Raw genomic sequence first — 21,099 nt, 5'->3', positions numbered from 1 at the left:
CTGCATCATGATTGAAAATTGCTGCTACAATGAGGAAGAACTTTTTGTGCTTAATATGATAGAGAATGGAGTCTTTGGAAACATATCTCACACAGAAGGAGCTTACCTGCATGATTTGCGAGCGCATATGTTAAGTAAAGACTACTACCAAGACCAATGGCGCCTAAAACACCATGTAGAAAGAGATGGTAATTTCTATACCACTCATGGTCTTGGACCAATTAGTTTTTATTTAGGCATAGGACGTGGTGACACCTTTGATCATTTAACATCCATGAGCTCTCGGGAATTAAACCTGAGTGAAACTGCCAAAAAATGAATTCACCCTATACAAATTTTCGATGCGGCGATATGAATTCTACTTTGATAAAAACCGCAAAAGAAAAAACCATATTACTTCAATTTGACGTTCATACCGGCAGACCATATTCTCGAATCAATAAAGTTGTTGGTACCAAGGCTACACATGATGGCTATCCAAGTAGACTGTACATTGATAAAGAAGACCTAGTATATTGGGGGCACCAATGGTTATCACCATCGGAATACACCTCTTACGCTAAAAAATACCAACACCCCATGATTAAAAAATTAAAAAAAATTAGTCAGAATTTCAAGCAAGGGCATGGAGGCATGGATTTCGTCATGATATATCGCTTAATACGTTGCTTAAATTTAGGTTTACCACTAGATATTAATACCTATGACAGTGTAATGTGGAGCGCTATAACGCCCTTGTCTGAAATTTCAGTTGCTAGCAAAAGTTTATCGATTCCTATTCCTGACTTTACAAATGGCCAATGGAAAACCAAAAATAAACTGGAGATAATGAGAACTATTTAATTCTAACAGATGCAGACAACATTGGTAATTTTGGCTGCCGGAATGGGAAGTCGTTTTGGAGGTCTCAAACAGCTAAGTGCCATTAACAAAAATGGAGAAACAATCATGGATTACGCTGTTTTCGATGCAGTGAGAGTCGGTTTTACAAAAATCGTTTTTGTCATTCGCAAAACCTTTGAAACAGAGTTTACAACCATCGTAACCGACAAATTCAAAAAGTATATCGACATAGAATTAGTTTTTCAAGACATTGCTGATCTTCCTGGCAAATTTACTGTCAACAACAGAATCAAACCCTGGGGAACAGGCCACGCTATTTGGTCTGCTAGAAAGGTGGTAACTAGTAATTTTGCTGTTATAAATGCCGATGATTTTTACGGTTTTGAATCGTTAAAACAAATACACGAGCAATTGATAGCTATGAAAGAAACCTCTATTCAAGAATTATGTATGATAGGGTTTCGATTAAAAAATACCCTATCTGCAAATGGTGGAGTTTCCAGAGGAATTTGCGAGATTGATAAAAGTGCGAACCTGTTATCAATTATCGAAAAAACAAATATAATTAGCAAAAACAACACAATTTACAATATAGAAGATACTGCCGTAATACCACTAAATGAAAATAGCATTGTATCAATGAATATGTTCGGACTTACACCGCGCATATTTCGCTATTTTGGAATAGAATTTGAAAATTTCTTAGAAGAATACGCAAATGATGAAAAAAGAGAGTTTTATCTTCCAGAAGTTATTAATACACTTGTTACTATCGGAAATAGTAAAGTTAAGGTTATCCCGACGAATGCTAAATGGTTCGGAATGACCTATAAAGAAGATGAAGAAATAGTGAAATTAACGATTAGAAAGCTTACACAATCCGGATCCTACCCATCCTTATTATGGCCTCAAAGCAACTAGACATTATTCGAATTTTGAATGCATTTGCCATACAGGGCGATATCACTAATATCGAACCCATTGCATCTGGTTATATCAACACGACCTATAAAATCAGTACTACCAGTAATACATTCATATTACAGAAAATAAATCATACTATTTTCAAGAATGTTCCCCAACTAACAGTAAATATTATTCGAATTACCGAACACCTTTCCTCGAAAGCAAACACTTACTCTAATGGTAAAAATTTAAGAGTTATACCAACTAAAGAAAACAAAGGATATTACAGAGAGGAAAAACATGGGTATTGGCGTATGTTTAACTATTTAGAAAACACCAAAACATTTCCGATTCTTGAAAATAAAATCCAAGCAGAATTTTTGGGAAAAGCATTCGGTGAGTATCAAAAAATGCTTTTGGATCTTCCAAAACCAGACCTCTATGAAACTATTCCTAATTTTCACAACACAGAGGTTCGCATACAACAATTTGAAAAAGCAATTAGTATAGACCTTGTAAACCGCATAAGTACTGCTAAAGAAGAAATAGACTATTTACTTTCCTCGGCAAAAGGAATGAACGTAATACAAGAATTAGGGAAACAAGGAAAGCTCCCAAAGAGAAATATTCATCAAGATACAAAGATTAGTAATATTCTCTTTGATAAAGATAACAAAACAACTTTCATAATCGACCTAGACACTACAATGTTGGGATATCTTGCTTATGATTTTGGAGACGCAGTTAGAACAGGAATGAATACCGCTAATGAAAATGAAAAAAACCTCAATAAAGTTAGCTTGAATCTTTCCTTTTTTGAGGCTTTTACACAAGGATATACAAAACACACAAAAGATTTTATCACCCCGGACGAGATAGCATCCTTGGTAGTAGGGGTAAAAGTTATCACCTTTGAACAAGCAATTCGATTTTTAAGCGATTATCTTAACGGTGACACCTACTACAAAACAAGTTATACCACAGAGAATTTAACGCGAGCCAAGGTACAAATTAAACTCTTGAAAGATATCGAATTTAAGTATCGAAGAATGGAAGCTATTGTACACACTAATTTTCATAAAAAAATGGCATAAAAAAAACAAAAAGGCAAAACCATTAAACACTTTTATATAGAAAACCGAAGAAGATCTGAGTATTTCCTGAAATAGACTCTTTACAAGTGCCCTTTTTACTCACCATAAATTACCAGTAGGAGTAATTCACTTTATATTCGAAAATACAGATAATAAAAAATAACATAAAGCAACCGTGAATAATTCTCTTTAAGAAACTGAAAATCAAAAGACTTTATTTATATTTAACCAAGCAAATAAAAACTATGAGTAATCTGAAAATGGCCGTTCTAATTGATGGCGACAACATACCTTCAGGATATGTAAAAGAGATGATGGAGGAAATAGCGAAATACGGCAACCCTACTATAAAAAGAATATATGGCGATTGGACCAGGCCCGGTTTATCAAAATGGAAAAACTTACTATTGGAAAACGCGATAACTCCGATACAGCAATACGGATACACTACGGGTAAAAATGCTACCGATTCCGCAATGATTATTGATGCGATGGATATATTATACAGTCAAAAGGTTACTGGATTTTGTATCGTTTCAAGTGATAGTGATTTTACAAGATTAGCCACGAGACTAAGAGAAGCTGGCATGCAAGTCATTGGCATCGGAGAAAAGAAAACACCAAACCCTTTTATTGTTGCTTGTGATCGATTTATCTACATAGAAATTTTAAAACAACAAACCGAAGAAAAAATTGAAAACAAAGAGAAAAATACCACGGAAGTGGATAAAATTACAAGAAAAGAAATAAAACTGATATCTAGCACCATAAATGCTGTCTCCGATGATGAAGGATGGGCTTTTCTTGGAGATGTTGGTAGTTTATTACAAAAAAAGCAACCGAATTTCGATTCTCGAAATTATGGATTTGACAAGCTAACACCACTAATAAAATCTATAGGAAAATTTGAAGTAGAACAAAGAGAAAACTTCAAAAGCAAACACAAACTCATTTTTGTTCGGATTAAAACGGCAAATAAAAAAAATTAAAATTAGCTAATACTTCCTACTATACAGGTTAAAATTTGTAATTTAGAGGCGCAGTAATAAGTCAGTTTAATTAAAAAAAATAAAAGTTAAAACTATTAGAAATGAAAAATTTAGGTATATTAATGTTAAGTGTTTTTATGATGGTATCCTGCAACACGAATGGAAAAAAAGATTCAGAAATTAAAGTATCTGAAGAAACCACTCCTACCGAAAAAAGCATAGTAGGAAATGACAAAGACGAGCATGGATGTATTGGATCTGCAGGATATACCTGGAGCGAATTACGCCAAGAGTGCATTAGAACATTTGAGGTTGGCGTACGATTAAACCCGGTAGAAAGTAACGAAGACTCAACTATTATAAGTGCTTTTGTAGTATTTAATGATGCTAAATCTAAAGCAGAATTATTTTTACCGGAAGCAAAGGGAACGATGATAATGGAACAGTCGGAAGGTAAAACTTTTATCAAAGACCAATACACCTTTAACCCAGAGGATGCAACACTCTCTGTGAATGGTGAAGTTACGTATAAAGGAGCTGAATAATTACTCCTCTGCACAACAAATTATTTATCGATAAAAAAGAGGCATTGCCTCTTTTTTATTATTGCATCTTGCATTTTTTTAAAATTGTTTGCGCTCTTTCCTCCCCCCAACTTGGATGAAATTTTGCAGGAGAATCGTCTGCAAAGAGCACTACTGCTCTGTTCACCTTTTCACAAGATTTTGCTATTGACTGTTGAAAAAACTCTGCAGTACCCATTTCCCATTCGGCACTTCCCAGAACTACCCTAGGATTGTTTGGTGCCAATCGTAAAGCTTTTTCATATAGTCTATTATTCTTTGCCGATAACGTCATACCATATTTTTGACCATCAAAAGCGATGTAGGCTGTATTCAGCATGGCTTGGGTTATTAAAATCTCCGGATTATTCTCCGATAAAGTTTTTGCTTCGTCTAAAAAAGTTTGTGCTTTGGTCAGTTTTGCTTTCAATTTTGCTTCTTCTTTAATTCCAAAACTACCTATTATTTCAATAGTAGCTACATAAAAAGAAGGTAACCAGTTTTCCTTTTCAACTCGAGAGATCCGCTCAAACAATTGCGATGCTGCAATAGTTTCATTGGCTTCCCATAGATCAAAAGCCTTTTGCATTCCGGTCTCATAGGCATCCTGCGCAGTAAGTGTAGCACAAAACAAAAAAGTGATAGTCCATACTAAATTTCTCATCGTACTATAAAGTTTTAATTGACATTAATTTGAATCGTTTCATCTTTTAACAAAGCAAACTTTGCTTCTGAAAATTTGGAGGCCCCATAAATCCTACCGCATCATTGGAAATTCCGATAGGTTCTTTGGGAATTCCAAAAATTTTAGTGTCCATTTTTCGGTTATCGTTTTCATCGTGAAAAGAAGAAACCGCATAGTATCCTGAGGCTATATTTGCAAAAGTGACAATTGCCTTGTTGTTTTCTACTTTGACAATTTTAGTTTTAAATGGCTTTTTTAAAAAATTTTCTTTAGTGTCGTACACTGCAACAAATAGATCTCCTTTATTGGTTTTCATTCCAGAGAATTCCACGGTGAGCGTATGCTTATCTTGTGCTAAGACCTCAGATAATGCGATTACGAGTAGAAGAACAGTTAGAATTATTTTTCGCATAGTTTCGTTAATTTTAAATTTTAATTTTACAATTTATTCAAAGATGATACATTTAGCATTAGTTCTCAAACTAAAAGTGATGACTCGTCAAATGTAACGACTGAATTGTTGTTTTTGGTATAGTTTGTTATTTTTATTGCGATACAGAGCTGTAAAACTTTAAAGATTGCGCAATTGATTGTCTTTTTTATTTTTACTAATGGTCCAGAAGAATCCAACAAAGAAAAATCTATCCGCAGCCGGTAATATCGCCTGTCTATCGAATATTCCATCTGTGTTTGGCACATTTTTATACCTGTAACCATAGACATTATTTGTTCCTAGAACATTATTTACGGAGAAATATAAAATTTTCTGTTGGCTGATTAAATAAGCCCAATTAAAACTGAGGGAATTATAGTTTTTAGTTTTTTCATTTAAAAAACCGGAGACATTCGGATTCGTATAGGTTCTTCCCGAGCTAAAGGTATAGCTCAATCCCAATTGACTTCGCCAACGATTCACAAAGTACTTCGTTACTGCTGAAAAATTATGTGTTGCTGCAAAACTTGGTGTTGCATTCGTTGGAAAATTGTTGTAGTTTCTATGCGAATCTAAATAGGAATAAGAAGTCCAATACTCTAAATTTTTAATTGATTTTCCGTCTCTCCAAAAAATATCTATCCCCCTAGCATAACCATCACCTTTATTGGTATACTCAGAGGTTGGTAAAGGCATATTGGTGTTGTATTTTACCAAATTTTGATACGTTTTCAAATACCCTTCCACTCTAAAAATTTGTCGCTTTTTTACATACTGGTAATTCAATATCCAATGCGAAGCCTCGCTAGCTTTTAATGCTGTTGAAAACTTTAAATATTCCTTATCTGGGTTTTGGTAATAATCTCCATATGCTAAAGCTACCTGACTATTGACTCCTGTTTTATAGGCCAAAGACAATCTTGGTGCCATAGTGAATTGTTCTAAAAGATTTGAATTTTCAACGCGTACCCCCAATTTAGCTCCAAGTTTTTCTGAGAATAGAACATCCATTTCCGCATAGGCACTAGCAATATCACTTGTAAAATCATAACGAAAATTAGCGGTGTTATTCCTCTCAAAATTTTCCTTGAAAAAGGTTAAAAAATACTCTGCTCCAAAATGAAGTTTTAAACTATTAGTAAACCTTTTTGATAATTTAACTTTTGCATGCATTCCGTTTTCTTTATCTCGAATTTTATTTTCCATAGCCTTTATGTTCGAAACATCGTTTGTATAACTAATTCCCCCAAATAATTTCCAATTCGCCCCAAATCGCTGTTGGTAAGTGCCATTAAAATACAGGTTGCTATTTTGAAGCCCCAATCGATAGCCATCTGTAAAGTTTATGTGGTCCTGAACCATCTCAAAATCGGTGTAACTAAATGCGCCATATAATTTCAACAAACCGTCATTTTTAGCCCTGTAGCGATATACCATTTCTCCATTAGCACTTTGTATTGGCTTTTTCCATTCGTTTCTATCGGGAAACAACTCTTGGTATGGTGCCAAATTGATATAAGAAGTATTGATACTAAAAGAATTTCTTCCCCATATTTGGGTATTTCCTATTCCAGCTCCAACAGTCATAAGAGAAATATCTGTTTTTTCTTCCAAAGATTCATCGATGGTGTTCATTGTTAAGACACTAGATAATGCTTGTCCGTATTCAGCAGAGTACCCTCCTGTTGAAAAAGCAAAGCCTTTAAATAAAAAGGGAGAAAATCGACCACGCGAAGGAATATTTGGAGCTGCTGTTGTGTACGGCGTAAACACTCGAAGTCCGTCGACAAATATTTGCGTTTCGTTTGCATCACCACCACGCACAAATAATCTACCATCCTCCTCTACCGTCGTAGTTCCAGGTAAGGTTTGAATGGCGCCGATAAAATCTCCAAGCGCACTAGCCGTAGTGACAACATCTAAGGGAGTTAAAGCAGTAACTTTAGCATTATCCCCTGCTTCAAAAGTACCCGCATTTATCGTGACAGCATCTAAAGTATTTGGATCTTCATGGAGTACCAATGCTACATCTTTAAGTGCTTTTACTTCTGAAGAAAAGAACAATGTGGTCATAGAGATAAACGAGGCAACTAAGGTTTGGGTTCCATTTTCAGTAGTAGAAAATTTAAATTTACCGTTTTCATCCGAAGAAGTGCCATCATAAGTACCCTCCAAATATATATTAGCTCCAGGAACTGGATTCCCTTTAGTGTCGGTAACTGTTCCTGAGATAGTATGTTGGGCTTTTGTAGAAAAAGTAAAAACAAGTAGGGCCAAAAATATAAAATTTTGTTTCATTGTGTGTTGGTTATGGGTATTGATTATTAGACCTCAAAATTGAAAAGATTATAAGTTGTATCAGAAAAATACCTACCGAACTGTAACTATTTGTGGATGAAGTGCTAGTTTTAAAATCAAAAATTAATGGCGTTTAAAAAGATAATTTTACCAGATCTAGTAACAAATAGGCCTTAAAAATCGTACCTTTACTGCAACAATTTAATACTTCCGATGGAACACGATTTAAGTGATTTTAGAAAATCTTATGACAAGAAAGAATTGTTGGAAAGCAATTGCCCCAATAACCCCATTGAATTATTTAGAGATTGGTTTGCACGCGCGACAAATTCAGAAAGTATAGAAGAAGCAAATGCAATGACCGTTTCCGCTATTGGTATGGATGGATTTCCAAAAAGCAGGGTTGTTTTGTTAAAAAAATACACGCATGAGGGCTTTATATTTTATACGAATTATAATTCTGAAAAAGGAAAGGCAATAGAACATAACAACAAAGTTTGCATCTCCTTTTTTTGGCCTAGTTTAGAACAACAAATTATCATAAAAGGAACTGCAGAAAAAATTGCAGATAACCTATCTGATGGTTATTTTGAATCGAGACCTACCGGTAGTAAATTAGGTGCATGGGCCTCTAACCAAAGCGATGTGGTAGCTTCAAGACAAACTCTTGAGAAACGTTTACAGGAATTGGAGTTACAGTATAAAGGTAAAAAAATACCGCGACCCCCGCACTGGGGAGGCTTTATTGTAAAACCAAGTTCGATGGAGTTTTGGCAGGGACGACCAAATAGATTACACGACCGCATACGCTATTGTTTAAAAGATGATTTTTCCTGGAAACTCGACCGACTAGCTCCATAGCAATATTTTTATGTATCTTTAACCGTGATGAAAACACTATATATCGTTCGCCATGCAAAATCTTCTTGGAAATACCAGAACGTAAAAGATATTGACAGGCCATTAAAAGAACGTGGTATCACAGACGCTCACATGCTTGCTGAGATTCTAGCGAAACGAATACAGAAACCAGATGTATTTATTTCTAGTAGTGCCAATAGGGCGTTGCACACTGGGGTTATTTTCTGTGAAAACTTTGATTATCCCTTATCGAACCTACAAATAAAAAGGCAATTGTATAGTTTTAGTGATGGCTATTTAGTAAAAACAGTCAAAGCTTTAGATGACAGCTTTAACAGTGCTATTATTTTTAGCCATGACCATGGTATCAATACCTTTGTAAATAAATTTGGAAGTAAACCAATCGCCCATGTTCCAACATGCGGTGTTATTGGAATTCAGTTTAGTGATAAACATTGGAAAAATATAAAAAAAGGAAATACGATTTTAATTGAATTCCCGAAGCATCATCGATAAAAGTAATTTGTTTTGAAAATATCCAAATATGGAGCCATTGATATTGGCTCAAATGCTGTTAGATTATTAGTTGCGAATGTTATTGAGGAAAAAGACAGTGACCCGCAATTTAAAAAATCGTCCTTAGTACGAGTTCCTATTCGCTTGGGAGCTGATGCTTTTGTAAGCGGAAAAATTTCGGAAGAAAACACCAATAGAATGGTTGCAGCTATGGAAGCCTTTAAACTACTAATGCAGGTTCATGGTGTAGAAAAATATAAAGCTTGTGCAACGTCCGCCATGCGAGAAGCAAGTAATGGAGAGGCAGTGGTAAAAAAAATCCTAGAAAAAACCGCTATTGAAATCGATATTATTGGAGGAAAAAAAGAAGCGGCTATCATATCCTATACCGATTTAAATAAATTAATTGAGAGTGACGGTACCTATCTCTATGTAGATGTTGGAGGAGGAAGCACCGAAATGACGCTTTTTTCTAGGGGAAAGATCATCACCTCAAAATCCTTTAAAATTGGAACGGTTCGATTACTCAACAATAAAAAAGCCGATAATAAAATAATTTTTAAAAAAGTACAAAACTGGGTCGAAGAAAACACGAAAGGATATAAAAGAATCGCTTTAATTGGCTCGGGTGGAAACATTAATAAACTTTTTAAAATGTCGGGTAGAGAACCTGGCAAACCAATTTCCTACATTTATTTAAACGCACAATACCAATTTTTAAAGCGCATGTCGTATAAGGATAGGGTAACAGAATTAGGATTAAACCCCGATAGAGCAGACGTAATTGTACCAGCTACCAAAATATACCTTTCGGCTATGAAATGGAGTGGTGCACGAAAAATTTATGTCCCAAAAATTGGATTGTCGGATGGAATTATCAAAAGTTTATACTTCGATAAATTATAAGAAAAACATACCGTAAACTGTAGTTAGGTATATAAAAAAACGGTTACTTTTTTAACTACTTTAAATGCAGAAGTGCATTCCTTTACTTCATAGTTATCGGTTGTTGTATTAGTTGTAAAACACACAAGATTATCATCCTAAAAAGGAAGTTATTAGTTTTTCAAAACAAGATTATCTTTTTTCAATTGTTTTTTCAACCATACTTTAAGTTCTTTTTCTTTATTTACAACAATAGAATCGGGAAGTTTTCCGCTCCAAGTAACCGTAATTTCGAGAACCGTATCTACTTTTATAAAATCCTTAGAAATTAATTTACTAGCATAGCTCATTGAGGTAATGTCATTGTACCTAATCTTTGCTTCTCGAACCAAAGCGCTATAAGGAACGCTGTTTTTATCTTGTAATGAGGCAGACTTTTCTATGCGGTCGTTTAAATTGGTAATGGTTAGTTTTAATTCTTCAATCTCTCGTTGTAAACCGTTTATAATATTGTCTTTTTCATCCAAATCTGCATAAGCTCTTTGCAGAGAAACGGACAAATCATCTAGCGATCGTACATTATTCTCGTTAAAAACTAGTTTAAAATCTTTAATTTTTTTAAATCCATTCAATTCATTTCGCAAACTTGATTTGGTTGCAGCAGAAACTTCTCCATTAAAAAACAACTTTATTTTTTTCGCCTTAGGGTTAATTTTATGGCGTTGTAACCACAAATTTTCATTGGCTTCTACTTTAGATTTGATAAAAGATTCATAATTTGCTTTAATAACAGTTTCTCTATAAACATTAATAAACGTAAATACTGCAGGAATCATTACTAAAATAGCAATAAAAGATGCGATTCGCGCAATGCGCTTTCGCTTTGCGGAATTCACATAACGAATCATGGTAAAGCCTAATAATTTTAGCACTACAAAAGTAGCTAACGCAATAAAAATAGTGTTAATGGTAAACAGATACATGGCACCTATAAAGTAATCATAGTTCCCAATCGCCAATCCATATCCTGCAGTACACAGGGGAGGCATTAAAGCTGTTGCGATTGCAACTCCAAAAATTACAGAGGCAATGGTCCCCTTTTTGGTACGTGCTATAATCAAAGCCAATCCACCAAAAAAAGCAATTAAAACATCCCGAATGTCTGGCTTGACTCTTCCAAGAAGTTCATTTGTTTCCTCTTTTAAAGGAAAAATTGCAAAAAACAAAAAGGCAGTTAGCAAACTCAAAACAATCATGGTAGCTAGGTTCACTAAAGATTTTCTGAGGGTATCAATATCGTTAATAGCAATAGACATTCCTATTCCTAAAATGGGACCCATTAATGGAGAAATTAACATGGCTCCAATTACAACCGCAGTTGAATTTGCATTTAAACCAATGGAGGCGACAAATATGGAACATATGAGAATCCAAGCAGTTGCCCCTTTGAAGGGAATATCCCCTTTTATGGCTTCAATGGTTGCTTCTTGATCAGTCTCGTGTCTGAAATCGAGTAACTCGACTAAAAACTTTTTGGTACTTTTTAGTAAACCTTTGGCATCTTCTTGTACCACTTTCTTAGACTGCTCGACAGATTCGTCATTATTTTGAATTTGTCCTTCTTCCATATTTTTTCTTTTTTAATTCAATGGGAAGATACAAAAAACTAAACACACTAAAACCTTTCGATAAAATGAAACAAAAGCGCTGAACAGCTGCTGTATTTCTTCATCAAAATAAGAAAAACTCCCACCTGCATACAATAACAAAAGCGTTAGCAGATTTTGGGGTACATCAAAATTAAAAATCTACTACAACTCCTATTCTAGGAAGGATACTTCCTGAAGAGTTTTCGATTTCTTCTAAGACATAGCGAGAAGGATCATTAGGATCTATAACTCTGTTTCCGTTTGCATCCTCCTCTGGCAGTAAAAAGGCTTGTTCGTCTGCAGAGCTGGCATAAACATTTTGAATATCTAGGTAAAAGTTTATGGAGTATCGCTTTAAATACCAAGTCTTATCTACGCGAAGATCTAATTGCGTATAGGTATCTAAACGTTCTTCGTTTAGTCTGTCATAATCTACAATACCGCCATTACTTATATCGTAATTTTCAATCAAGGAAGAGGCTTCATAATCGTATGGAGTATACGGTCTTCCTCCTACCAATCTAAATTTCGCACCAATCTCCCAATTTTTTGGTAGTTTTTTCCCAGCTGTTACGGTTAGTAAATGTCGATTATCCCAAGACGATGGAATATATACTTGGTCGGCATTTTGAAATTCACTGCGAACAAAAGTATAAGCAGCGATTCCATAAAGACCATTAATAGATTTCTTCTGTGCCAAAACTTCAAAACCATAGGCTTTTCCCAAGGAATTAGAAATTACTTCTTCGTTTCCTACCACGCCAAAATCAGCTCCAAGGTTGGCCAAACTAATTTGGTTGCGCACAGAAAACGGATAATCTTTATATTTTTTATAAAATCCTTCAAGGGTAACTTTTGTATTGGAGTCCGGACGAAATTCAAATCCAGAAACTGCGTGCTGTGCTTCAATGTACTTTAACCCTTTTTTATTTACCAACACATCGTTGTCATCTCTATATCCTAAAACGGTATACGATGGTAACTGCTTGTAAACGCCAAGCGAGGAATTCCATGACCATTTTTCATTCAGACTATAGGTAGTGGCTATTCTTGGCGAAAACTGGTTGAATAAATTCTCCATAGTACTATTATAATTGATGCCATCAAATCGAAAACCAAAAGAAACGCCAAGTTTTTCACTTAAAAAGGAAGTAGAAAAATTCCCGAACAGTCCGTACTTAAAAAAATCTACCTCGGAAGAAAAGTTTCTCACTGCAATATTTTCCGTATTTACTATTTTTTGAAAAGTTGTATTGGTGTACTTCGCTAACTCTAAATTAAATCCTAGGTTAAAAACATAGGACTCTTTCTTCACGGTATTCTCAAATCTAAATTTATTTTCAACTTCCTTAGAGTTATAATCCAAGAGTAAATTTTCTGGGTTTTCTTGCGGATCGTTTAGAAAGTATTTAACAGCTTTATTCTTCCATTCATTTCTACTAAAAACAAATTGCTGGGTAGCATTCTCTCCATATCGTTTATAGTTTACTCCAACCGTGTAGTTCCACTGACTATTTACAGGAACTGTATTCAGAATAACTTGATTTCTTTTTAGGGTTTCCGGATCGGTAACCCCATCATTTACTTCTTCGTTAATTTTAAAATTATCTATCGCTCCTAAACCGATAAAAGACAGCTCACTAGTTTCACTAAGTTTCGTTTTTACATTAAACTGAAAATCATTGTAGGTAGGTAAAAAAGGCAACTTAATAACTTTAAATAGAAACTGTAAATACGATTGACGTACGGAAAACATATAGGTGGTGTTTTTTCCTATCGGACCATCCAAGGTAATCCCAGCATCAGAGGTACCCAATGTTGCTCTTACGTTTAAACGATCTGGATTTCCTGTCTTTTGGGTAAACGCTATAACAGAACTCAAAGCATTTCCTCTATTCGCGGGAAAGGCACTAGCATAAAAATCTACCTTTCGGATAAGATCTGTATTTATGATACCAACAGGCCCACCCGTAGCTCCTTGGGTTTGAAAGTGATTTATTACCGGTACCTCAATACCATCTACATAAAACTTATTTTCTGCTGTCGAACCACCCCTGATTATAATGTCATTTCTAAAACCTGGATTTGATGCCACCCCAGGAAATGATTGAATCACTCGCAAAACATCGCGATTTCCGCCTGGATTTCGTTCAATTTCAGCAACGCCAAGTGACTGCAAAGACAAAGGGCTCTCCAAGGTTTTTTTAAATAATTTACTCGTAACTTCTACTTCCGCTAACTGCGTTGTATCTTCTATCATTTCGAGAACTACAAAAGGAACTTTTTCTTTGGTGACCAAGTAATCTTCAGAAACGATTGTTTGGAACCCTAGAAAAGAAGCTTGAACTTTCTGATACCCTAATGGAGCTTCTTGTATGGAGAATTCACCATTTTCATTCGTGGTACTTCCTTTTTGAGTCCCGACGATAAATACGTTAACATATGGAATACTTTCTCTTGTAATTGCGTCAATTACTTTTCCTTTGATAATTCCTACCTCCTGTGCATGTAATGCAAGAGTATTAAGACATATAAATATATATAGTATTCGCTTCATTTGCATATGGTTATTCGACAAAGATACATTTTTGTTTATCTACTTAGTAAAAAGATTAAACAATATATATATGTTATCCTATTTTTCAAAAAAACCTAAGGAAAAAGGTTGCTTACAATGCAGGTTTGATCATTTCAAAAAGCGTAAGAATCTAAAATACAAAATCCTTAATCTTTTGATTAAGGATTTTGTGGGGAGAGCAGGATTCGAACCTGCGAAGTCGAAAGACAACGGAGTTACAGTCCATCCCATTTGGCCGCTCTGGAATCTCCCCAAATGTTACTGAAAAAAAAACTTCTACTAGTTAAGAAGTCTTTTTGTGACCGGGCTGGGGCTCGAACCCAGGACCCTCTCCTTAAAAGGGAGATGCTCTACCAACTGAGCTACCCGGTCATTTTTTGCTTCCGCATTTCTGCGTTTGCGGGTGCAAATATAGTCGCTTTTATTAATTCAACAAACTTTTTTACTTATTATTTCAAGAAAAAAAATAACGATTTTTGTAGTTCTTTAAAAGACAGAACTTTAAATTATTTTTCATTTAAATATGCTGTTCTAACCTTCTTAAACAAATTTGAGGAATAAACAAAATTCACTACTGCTTCGTTATCTGTTTTAAAAATTTCTTGGTTGCTCCCCTCCCATTCTTTGGTACCATTTTTTAGAAAAACAATTTTCTCTCCAATTTCCATTACAGAATTCATATCGTGGGTATTGATGACAGTGGTAATTTTATACTCGTCGGTAATTTCTTGAATTAAATTATCTATCACAATAGCAGTATTTGGATCTAAACCAGAGTTTGGCTCATCACAAAATAAGTATTTCGGATTCATTACGATAGCTCTAGCAATAGCAACCCTTTTTTGCATACCTCCAGATAGTTCGGCTGGAAACTTTAGATTGGAATTCTCTAAATTTACCCTATTTAAGACAAAGTTGACCCGTTCTATCATTTCTTCGTAGGATTGTTTGGTAAACATTTTTAAAGGAAACATAACGTTCTCCTCTACGGTTTGTGAGTCAAATAAAGCACTTCCCTGAAACACCATGCCAATTTCTTGACGGAATTGTCTTTTGTCTTCAATGGTCATTTCTGTATTTACACGACCATCATACACGATAGTTCCTTTCTCTGGAGAATGCAAACCCACCAGAGATTTTAAAAATACTGTTTTTCCAGATCCACTCTGCCCAATAATTAAACTCGTTTCACCAGGGTGAAACGAAGCGGATATTCCTTTCAATATTTGCGAATCTCCAAAACCCTTATAAATATTTTTTACTTCAATCATATTACGTCAACAACATTTGGGTTAAGAAATAATTGGCAATAACAATAACAACAATAGTCCACACTACAGATTGTGTACTAGCCTTACCCACTTCTAAAGAACCACCTTTAACGTAATATCCATGGTAAGACGGAACAGTGGCGATGAGAAAAGCGAACACTACAGTTTTAATAAGCGCATAGGTAATCAGAAACGGATTAAAATCTAGTTGTAAGCCGTTTATGTATTCATCTACAGAGAAAAGCCCGGAGAAAACTCCTGCAGCCCATCCTCCAAATATTCCTAAAAACATTCCCATGATAATTAAAAAAGGGTAAAACAATACAGTTGCTATTATTTTTGGCAATACTAAATAATTCAAGGAGTTAATACCCATCACCTCCAACGCATCTATTTGTTCCGTAACTCGCATCGTACCGATACTTGAGGTAATATAAGACCCTACTTTACCTGCTAGAATGATAGAACAAAAAGTAGGAGAAAACTCAAGAATCACAGATCGTTTTGCTGCAAATCCAATCAGGGAATCGGGTATAAAAGGGCTGTCTAAGTTTAAGGCTGTTTGCAATGCAATAACCCCCCCTATAAAAAAGGAAATAAAAGCAATAATCCCCAAAGATTTTAGCCCTAACTCTTCTACTTCTCTAAACAATGCTTCAATAAAAACTCTTTTTCGTTGGGGTTTGGTAAAAACCTCTTTTAGCATTATAAAGTATTTTCCAATATGCTCAATATAATTCATTAATTCCAATACTTTTTTCTATTGCTAAAGTATAAAAAACTACCAAGACTATCTAAATAATACCTAGCAAGCTTTCACAATATTTAAGTACCTTTGAAATTAAATAATATTTTATACATGAAAACTTATTTTTCACTTCTTATTACCGTTTTACTGTTATGCGCATCCTGCAAAAAGCAACAGAATAGTACCTCCAAAAAACCCAAATTAGTAGTTGGTATTATCGTAGATCAGATGCGATACGATTACCTTACACGTTTCGACAAGAAATACGGAAATAATGGATTTAAACGAATTATTAATGGTGGATTTTCTTTAGAGAACGCACACTTTAACTATATCCCAACGTATACAGCTGTCGGACATGCTTCTGTATATACCGGAACCACCCCTGTAAACCATGGAATTATTGGAAATAATTGGTTTGATAAATATCTAGAGAAATCTATATATTGTGTTGATGACACAAATTACTCCACCGTAGGTAATACATCCGAAGCAGGAAAAAAATCTCCATATCGTATGGTAACTACTACAGTAACGGATCAATTGCGATTAGGACAAAACATGCGGAATAAAACCATTGGAATTGCAATTAAAGATAGGTCGGCCATACTTCCTGCCGGACACACCGCAAACGGCGCATACTGGTTTGATGGTGGGGAAGAAGGAAAGTTTATTACCTCATCCTACTACATGAAAGAACTGCCGAGTTGGGTACAAGAGTTCAATGCCTCTGGTAAAGTAGATGCGTATTTAAGTACCCCATGGGAAACGCTATATGATATTGCAACCTATACAGAAAGTATTGCAGATGACAATAACTACGAAGCGACCTTTAAAGGAGAAGAAAAGCCCGTTTTCCCACATAATATCCCTGCCTTGAGAGCAAAAAACAACAACTACAGTATCCTGAAAGGTGTTCCTGCTGGAAATACCTTGACTACTGATTTTGCAAAGGCAGCCATTATCGGAGAGAACCTAGGAAAATCGGAACACACCGATTTTCTGGCCATCAGTTATTCCTCTACTGATTACGTTGGACATCAATTTGGTGTAGCCTCCAAAGAAATCGAAGATACTTACTTGCGATTAGACCAAGATTTAGCTTCTTTATTTACGTTTTTAGATACAAATATTGGCAAAAACAATTACACATTATTTTTAACCGCAGACCACGCTGCCACAGAGGTCCCTTCGTACTTACAATCGCTTAAGGTTCCTGCTAGTTATTTTACATCGCGTAAATTTCTAAACTTTTTAAATGCAACTACCCTAGAAAAATTCCAATCTGAAGAGTTAATTTTAAATATTTCTAATTTTCAAATATTTCTCAACAAAGAAAAAATTAAAGAACTAAAACTTAACGAAAATACGGTGGCACAAACTATTGCGGATGAAGCTGTAAAGTTTAAAGGGATATACAAAGCAGTTACTGCTAGAACCATGCAAACTACAACCTTTACCAATGGCATCTTAAATTCATTACAAAATGGATATAACCAAAAAATTTCAGGAGATGTGCTTCTAGTTCCAAATCCTTCAACTATAAGTTATCCCAAAAAAGGAACTACACATGGTTCTGGATATTCCTACGACACCCATGTTCCTATTATTTTTTACGGAAATGGTATTAAACACGGAAGTTCTAAGAAAAAATATGAAATCATCGATATTGCCCCGACAATTTCAAACTTATTAGAAATAGAATTTCCAAATGGAAATACCGGAAAAATAATAGAGGAGGCATTGCATTAAATGACACTCTTGAGTGAGAAGGTACAGTAAAATAGTGTCAGAAAAAATAAAATCTCTTTAGAGATGTACTGTGAGTTAATTGGAGTTGTTTACAATAACCAAGGCTCCGATAACACCTGGCACCCAACCACAAAGAGTTAATAAAAAAACAATGACAAACGAACCGCATCCTTTTCCTAGTACTGCTAGTGGAGGGAACAAAATTGCCAACAAAACGCGCAATAAACTCATAGTATAATTCTTTTATTTACAAGACGAGAATACGTTTAATTTGTTACAAAAAAAGTCAAATTGATTTCTCAATTTGACTTTTTTACTAGTGTTTAAGCACCTAATATCTTACATCATTTTACCAAAAAATACAGCATTCATCAGAAGCTTATTAGTACCATACCAAAAAGCCCTAAAGTTAGTATTGTCTGTAAATACAATTACGCGTCCTCGACCATATCGTTGTACTTTAAATGGAACTGTATTTTTTAATAAATCCATATTTTCGTTAGAAATATAACCACTTAACAAAGGAGAATTAGTATACTGAATTGGATTATTAAAACTCTTTGCATCTGGTTGCATAAATACGGTCGTATTTCTAAATAAAGCAATTTTTTCATTTTTATACCCAAAATTAATAGGATGCGACCTGTCTATAGCTGCCTCAAAAATTGCTCCTCCAATTACTTGTGCCCCTGATTGCAAATTTCTATTTTCAAAGGTGACTCCTTGTACGGTATCTTGTTTATTCTGTTTAAAATCTACCTCTAAATAGTTTTGATTTGCAAACCACTGTACGGCGTTTCTGTAGCTATTAATACGCCACCATTTCGGACCCAATCGTTTATTTTTTTTAATAAAGAAGCAGATAATGTTCTTGAATTCGGTACCAGAATTGTCGTGTATTTACTTAAATCTGTTCTACTAGCATATTCGGTATCTAATTTTGTTAATTGCATTGCAAATCGTTGGTCAAACAAATGCCATATTTCCCCTGCATCATAACTAGTGATACCATTTCCGACTAGCATTGCTACCTTTGGTTTTTTAACAAGTTTAAAATTTCTACTTCCTAAATCAGGACCATCGTTTAATCCTGTGGAAACCCCGGTAATGGTTAAATGACTATTTTTTGCGACTTGCTCTAAAAAAGAATACATTTCTCCCTCGGATAGCACTTGATTTTGAACAGGAATAAAAATAGTTCCATACTCATAAGCAATATCATCGTTACGGAAATTTTTCATTGCCACTTTAGCACGTATACCTTTACTTACAATTTGGTGTAAGGCTTTTGGCGCATAGTATTCATTCCAAGGCATCAAATATCCCACACTACTTTTGGTTACAACTTTTCCTGTAGGTTTTTGAAGCGTGACAACTTCCTCCCCTAATACAGCAGCAGACTCCTCCTTAGAAATATCCAAACCAAAGGCATGGTTGAAAGTCCAGGCAGAAACGTCATAAAACAAACTGTCTTTAAACGTTTTTCTTACATCAAACATCGCTTCTATTAAACGATTGTTTTTTTGCTGCATAGGTACCGCATAACTATATCCTTTTTTAAAATTTTTACCCTTGCGTGTGAAATTCGATTTCAATTGATGAATTTTAATCTGATGTCTTTGTAATACCTCCGCAAGGTGATATGTTTTTGCGGCGTCTTTCTCATCGCCAAAAACCAATACATTCTTCTTTTTTGAAGCCCTTACTTTTTGGAAAAAATCTCTTTGGTAAGTTAAGATTTTAGTGCGCATATTTTTCCCTGCCTCTAGTGTAGACAAGGCGGCAGTAAACTGATTTCGAATTGTAAATGGAAACGTTAAAATACCATTATCACTCTCCTGTGCATGCCCTCGCGAACTTCCTTGTTCGAATAATATACCAATCCCTCCATTGATATCCGGAAATGTAGAACCTTTTCCGTAATAAAAATCATCAAAATCCTCCTCTGAATAATAAGTAGAGGCAATCTTATCGAATGCCTTAGCATGATAAGTACCTATTTCTTTGGTTAATTGCTGGTTCAAATCTGGAGTGAGCGGGTTGGTTCTCTCTGGTATTCCTGGTTGAAAAAAGAAGGTAGAGTTCGTTCCCATTTCATGATGATCTGTCAAAATATTTGGCATCCATTCGTGAAAAGTTTTGATTCGTGCCTGACTTTCGGGCAACTGTACCGGTAGCCAATCTCTGTTCATATCAAACCAATAGTGATTTGTTCTTCCACCAGGCCAAACTTCATGATACTCTCTGTCGTTAGGGTCGGGAGTTATGGTATTAGCCTTATTGGTATTCGCCCAATACGCAAAACGCTGCAAACCATCAGGATTTAAAGAAGGATCTAATAAAATGACAGATGTGGCTAGTAATTTTTCAATTTCCGCTCCCTCTGCAGCTGCCAAGTGATAAGCTACCGCAAGCGCAGCATTAGACCCACTAGCTTCATTTCCATGAATTGAAAAACCTTGGTAAACGACAATAGGCTGCTCTGCAATTGGAGTTGCACTATTTTCGGTTATTGCCATGTGCTGTTTTTTTAGTACGGCTAGATTTTGCTGATTCTCCGGAGAGGTTATCGTTAGTAAGACAAGTGGTCTTCCTTCATAAGTAGTGCCTCTTTCGGTAAGTGTAATCCTATCGGAGGAGTTCGCAAGCACCTTCATGTATTGCACTAACTTATCATGCGTTACATGCCATTCTCCAACCTCATGTCCTATAACAGATTTCGGTGTTGGGATAGAGGGGTTATACGAGATATTTCTGGGTAAATAATACGATAAATCTACATCCTGAGCTTGCGCACATATTCCTAGAAGAAGGATGCATAAAAATATTTTTTTCATTTTGATTTGTTTGATTGCTTTCAAAGATAACCATTAGATTACTCTTGTTAAAAGCGTGTGTTTTTTTAACTAAAATTTAAGGAATTTAAAATCCTGTAAAAACGATACTCATGCCTATGCTAGAATCAAAAAAATCTAAGGTTGTTTGTTTTTACAAAACACCAAAGTTTCTTTTCATTTGCGTATTTTCG

At 35.1% G+C, this 21,099-nt stretch carries 18 protein-coding genes, 2 tRNA genes and 1 pseudogene; 10 read left to right on the top strand and 11 right to left on the bottom strand.

All coding sequences use genetic code 11. From position 1 onward, the window contains the following. Positions 1–7: 7 nt before the first annotated feature. From BSU00_RS10590 to BSU00_RS10565, 6 genes are all read left to right on the top strand, one after another. Positions 8–319: a hypothetical protein gene (locus BSU00_RS10590; RefSeq protein ID WP_105004359.1), complete on the top strand. Its 312-nt coding sequence runs from the start codon at positions 8–10 to the stop codon at positions 317–319. Further along, on the top strand, positions 316–843 hold the full coding sequence (locus BSU00_RS10585; protein WP_146104844.1) for a hypothetical protein: 528 nt from the start codon (positions 316–318) through the stop codon (positions 841–843). The genes BSU00_RS10590 and BSU00_RS10585 overlap by 4 nt, the downstream gene beginning before the upstream one ends. Before the next feature lie 9 nt (positions 844–852). Then, complete coding sequence (locus BSU00_RS10580; protein ID WP_146104843.1) at positions 853–1,764, top strand: sugar phosphate nucleotidyltransferase; 912 nt, start codon at positions 853–855, stop codon at positions 1,762–1,764. Then, a complete protein-coding gene (locus tag BSU00_RS10575) occupies positions 1,746–2,843 on the top strand; it encodes a phosphotransferase enzyme family protein (protein WP_105004356.1) in 1,098 nt (365 codons plus the stop codon). Before BSU00_RS10580 ends, BSU00_RS10575 begins: the two co-directional genes overlap by 19 nt. Before the next feature lie 245 nt (positions 2,844–3,088). Beyond that, positions 3,089–3,832, top strand: coding sequence for an NYN domain-containing protein (locus BSU00_RS10570; RefSeq protein ID WP_105004355.1), 744 nt, complete (start codon positions 3,089–3,091; stop codon positions 3,830–3,832). 101 nt (positions 3,833–3,933) lie between these two features. Next, positions 3,934–4,377, top strand: a complete 444-nt coding sequence (locus BSU00_RS10565) for a hypothetical protein (protein ID WP_105004354.1) — start codon at positions 3,934–3,936, stop codon at positions 4,375–4,377. A 58-nt stretch (positions 4,378–4,435) separates the two neighbouring features. Here the strand turns inward: BSU00_RS10565 and BSU00_RS10560 are convergent, their stop codons facing one another. The 3 genes from BSU00_RS10560 to BSU00_RS10550 form a co-directional block, all read right to left on the bottom strand. Continuing rightward, positions 4,436–5,059, bottom strand: coding sequence for a hypothetical protein (locus BSU00_RS10560; protein ID WP_105004353.1), 624 nt, complete (start codon positions 5,057–5,059; stop codon positions 4,436–4,438). A 46-nt stretch (positions 5,060–5,105) separates the two neighbouring features. Beyond that, positions 5,106–5,492 (bottom strand): DUF2141 domain-containing protein, encoded by a 387-nt coding sequence (locus BSU00_RS10555; RefSeq protein WP_233188704.1) that lies wholly within the window; start codon positions 5,490–5,492, stop codon positions 5,106–5,108. Positions 5,493–5,651: 159 nt separating this feature from the next. Continuing rightward, the gene (locus tag BSU00_RS10550) at positions 5,652–7,811 is read right to left on the bottom strand and encodes a TonB-dependent receptor (protein WP_105004352.1); all 2,160 of its coding nucleotides are present in this window, start codon (positions 7,809–7,811) and stop codon (positions 5,652–5,654) included. A gap of 213 nt (positions 7,812–8,024) precedes the next feature. Between BSU00_RS10550 and pdxH the strand changes: the two genes are divergently transcribed. Genes pdxH through BSU00_RS10535 form a run of 3 tightly spaced genes read left to right on the top strand, consistent with a single transcriptional unit; the run spans position 8,025 to position 10,094 of the window. Beyond that, entirely contained in the window at positions 8,025–8,672 is a 648-nt protein-coding gene (gene pdxH / locus BSU00_RS10545; RefSeq protein ID WP_105004351.1) for a pyridoxamine 5'-phosphate oxidase, read from the top strand. A 27-nt stretch (positions 8,673–8,699) separates the two neighbouring features. Then, positions 8,700–9,188, top strand: coding sequence for a histidine phosphatase family protein (locus BSU00_RS10540; protein WP_105004350.1), 489 nt, complete (start codon positions 8,700–8,702; stop codon positions 9,186–9,188). A gap of 12 nt (positions 9,189–9,200) precedes the next feature. Next, on the top strand, positions 9,201–10,094 hold the full coding sequence (locus BSU00_RS10535; protein ID WP_105004349.1) for a Ppx/GppA phosphatase family protein: 894 nt from the start codon (positions 9,201–9,203) through the stop codon (positions 10,092–10,094). 152 nt (positions 10,095–10,246) lie between these two features. On the opposite strand, the gene BSU00_RS10530 is transcribed toward BSU00_RS10535, so the two are convergent. From BSU00_RS10530 to BSU00_RS10505, 6 genes are all read right to left on the bottom strand, one after another. Further along, positions 10,247–11,701: a DUF389 domain-containing protein gene (locus tag BSU00_RS10530; RefSeq protein ID WP_105004348.1), complete on the bottom strand. Its 1,455-nt coding sequence runs from the start codon at positions 11,699–11,701 to the stop codon at positions 10,247–10,249. A gap of 172 nt (positions 11,702–11,873) precedes the next feature. After that, positions 11,874–14,279, bottom strand: coding sequence for a TonB-dependent receptor (locus BSU00_RS10525; protein ID WP_158254426.1), 2,406 nt, complete (start codon positions 14,277–14,279; stop codon positions 11,874–11,876). 191 nt (positions 14,280–14,470) lie between these two features. Then, a tRNA-Tyr gene (locus tag BSU00_RS10520) sits at positions 14,471–14,553 on the bottom strand. A 46-nt stretch (positions 14,554–14,599) separates the two neighbouring features. After that, positions 14,600–14,672 (bottom strand) — tRNA-Lys (locus BSU00_RS10515). 134 nt (positions 14,673–14,806) lie between these two features. Beyond that, positions 14,807–15,571, bottom strand: a complete 765-nt coding sequence (locus BSU00_RS10510) for an ABC transporter ATP-binding protein (protein ID WP_105004346.1) — start codon at positions 15,569–15,571, stop codon at positions 14,807–14,809. Between the two features lies 1 nt (position 15,572). After that, entirely contained in the window at positions 15,573–16,313 is a 741-nt protein-coding gene (locus BSU00_RS10505) for an ABC transporter permease (RefSeq protein ID WP_105004345.1), read from the bottom strand. Positions 16,314–16,430: 117 nt separating this feature from the next. Here BSU00_RS10505 and pafA point away from each other — a divergent pair, with 117 nt between their 5' ends. After that, complete coding sequence (pafA, locus tag BSU00_RS10500) at positions 16,431–18,071, top strand: alkaline phosphatase PafA (RefSeq protein WP_105004344.1); 1,641 nt, start codon at positions 16,431–16,433, stop codon at positions 18,069–18,071. Positions 18,072–18,146: 75 nt separating this feature from the next. Here pafA and BSU00_RS10495 read toward each other — a convergent pair whose 3' ends face one another. Both BSU00_RS10495 and BSU00_RS10490 read right to left on the bottom strand, forming a co-directional pair. Then, complete coding sequence (locus BSU00_RS10495) at positions 18,147–18,302, bottom strand: YqaE/Pmp3 family membrane protein (protein ID WP_105004343.1); 156 nt, start codon at positions 18,300–18,302, stop codon at positions 18,147–18,149. 108 nt (positions 18,303–18,410) lie between these two features. Continuing rightward, positions 18,411–20,908 (bottom strand): annotated as a pseudogene (locus BSU00_RS10490) (M14 family metallopeptidase). Between the last annotated feature and the right edge of the window lie 191 nt (positions 20,909–21,099).

The sequence above is a fragment of the Tenacibaculum sp. SG-28 genome, assembly GCF_002954385.1.
Taxonomy (GTDB): domain Bacteria; phylum Bacteroidota; class Bacteroidia; order Flavobacteriales; family Flavobacteriaceae; genus Polaribacter.
This window is presented reverse-complemented; position numbering and strand designations above follow the sequence as displayed.

What these genes read in the sequence shown, in the direction of transcription:
- BSU00_RS10590 (WP_105004359.1), top strand. Translation starts at nt 8, where the DNA reads ATGATTGAAAATTGCTGCTACAATGAGGAAGAACTTTTTGTGCTTAAT.
- BSU00_RS10585 (WP_146104844.1), top strand. Translation starts at nt 316, where the DNA reads ATGAATTCACCCTATACAAATTTTCGATGCGGCGATATGAATTCTACT.
- BSU00_RS10580 (WP_146104843.1), top strand. Translation starts at nt 853, where the DNA reads ATGCAGACAACATTGGTAATTTTGGCTGCCGGAATGGGAAGTCGTTTT.
- BSU00_RS10575 (WP_105004356.1), top strand. Translation starts at nt 1,746, where the DNA reads ATGGCCTCAAAGCAACTAGACATTATTCGAATTTTGAATGCATTTGCC.
- BSU00_RS10570 (WP_105004355.1), top strand. Translation starts at nt 3,089, where the DNA reads ATGAGTAATCTGAAAATGGCCGTTCTAATTGATGGCGACAACATACCT.
- BSU00_RS10565 (WP_105004354.1), top strand. Translation starts at nt 3,934, where the DNA reads ATGAAAAATTTAGGTATATTAATGTTAAGTGTTTTTATGATGGTATCC.
- BSU00_RS10560 (WP_105004353.1), bottom strand. Translation starts at nt 5,059, where the DNA reads ATGAGAAATTTAGTATGGACTATCACTTTTTTGTTTTGTGCTACACTT.
- BSU00_RS10555 (WP_233188704.1), bottom strand. Translation starts at nt 5,492, where the DNA reads ATGCGAAAAATAATTCTAACTGTTCTTCTACTCGTAATCGCATTATCT.
- BSU00_RS10550 (WP_105004352.1), bottom strand. Translation starts at nt 7,811, where the DNA reads ATGAAACAAAATTTTATATTTTTGGCCCTACTTGTTTTTACTTTTTCT.
- pdxH (WP_105004351.1), top strand. Translation starts at nt 8,025, where the DNA reads ATGGAACACGATTTAAGTGATTTTAGAAAATCTTATGACAAGAAAGAA.
- BSU00_RS10540 (WP_105004350.1), top strand. Translation starts at nt 8,700, where the DNA reads ATGAAAACACTATATATCGTTCGCCATGCAAAATCTTCTTGGAAATAC.
- BSU00_RS10530 (WP_105004348.1), bottom strand. Translation starts at nt 11,701, where the DNA reads ATGGAAGAAGGACAAATTCAAAATAATGACGAATCTGTCGAGCAGTCT.
- BSU00_RS10525 (WP_158254426.1), bottom strand. Translation starts at nt 14,279, where the DNA reads ATGAAGCGAATACTATATATATTTATATGTCTTAATACTCTTGCATTA.
- BSU00_RS10510 (WP_105004346.1), bottom strand. Translation starts at nt 15,571, where the DNA reads ATGATTGAAGTAAAAAATATTTATAAGGGTTTTGGAGATTCGCAAATA.
- BSU00_RS10505 (WP_105004345.1), bottom strand. Translation starts at nt 16,313, where the DNA reads ATGAATTATATTGAGCATATTGGAAAATACTTTATAATGCTAAAAGAG.
- pafA (WP_105004344.1), top strand. Translation starts at nt 16,431, where the DNA reads ATGAAAACTTATTTTTCACTTCTTATTACCGTTTTACTGTTATGCGCA.
- BSU00_RS10495 (WP_105004343.1), bottom strand. Translation starts at nt 18,302, where the DNA reads ATGAGTTTATTGCGCGTTTTGTTGGCAATTTTGTTCCCTCCACTAGCA.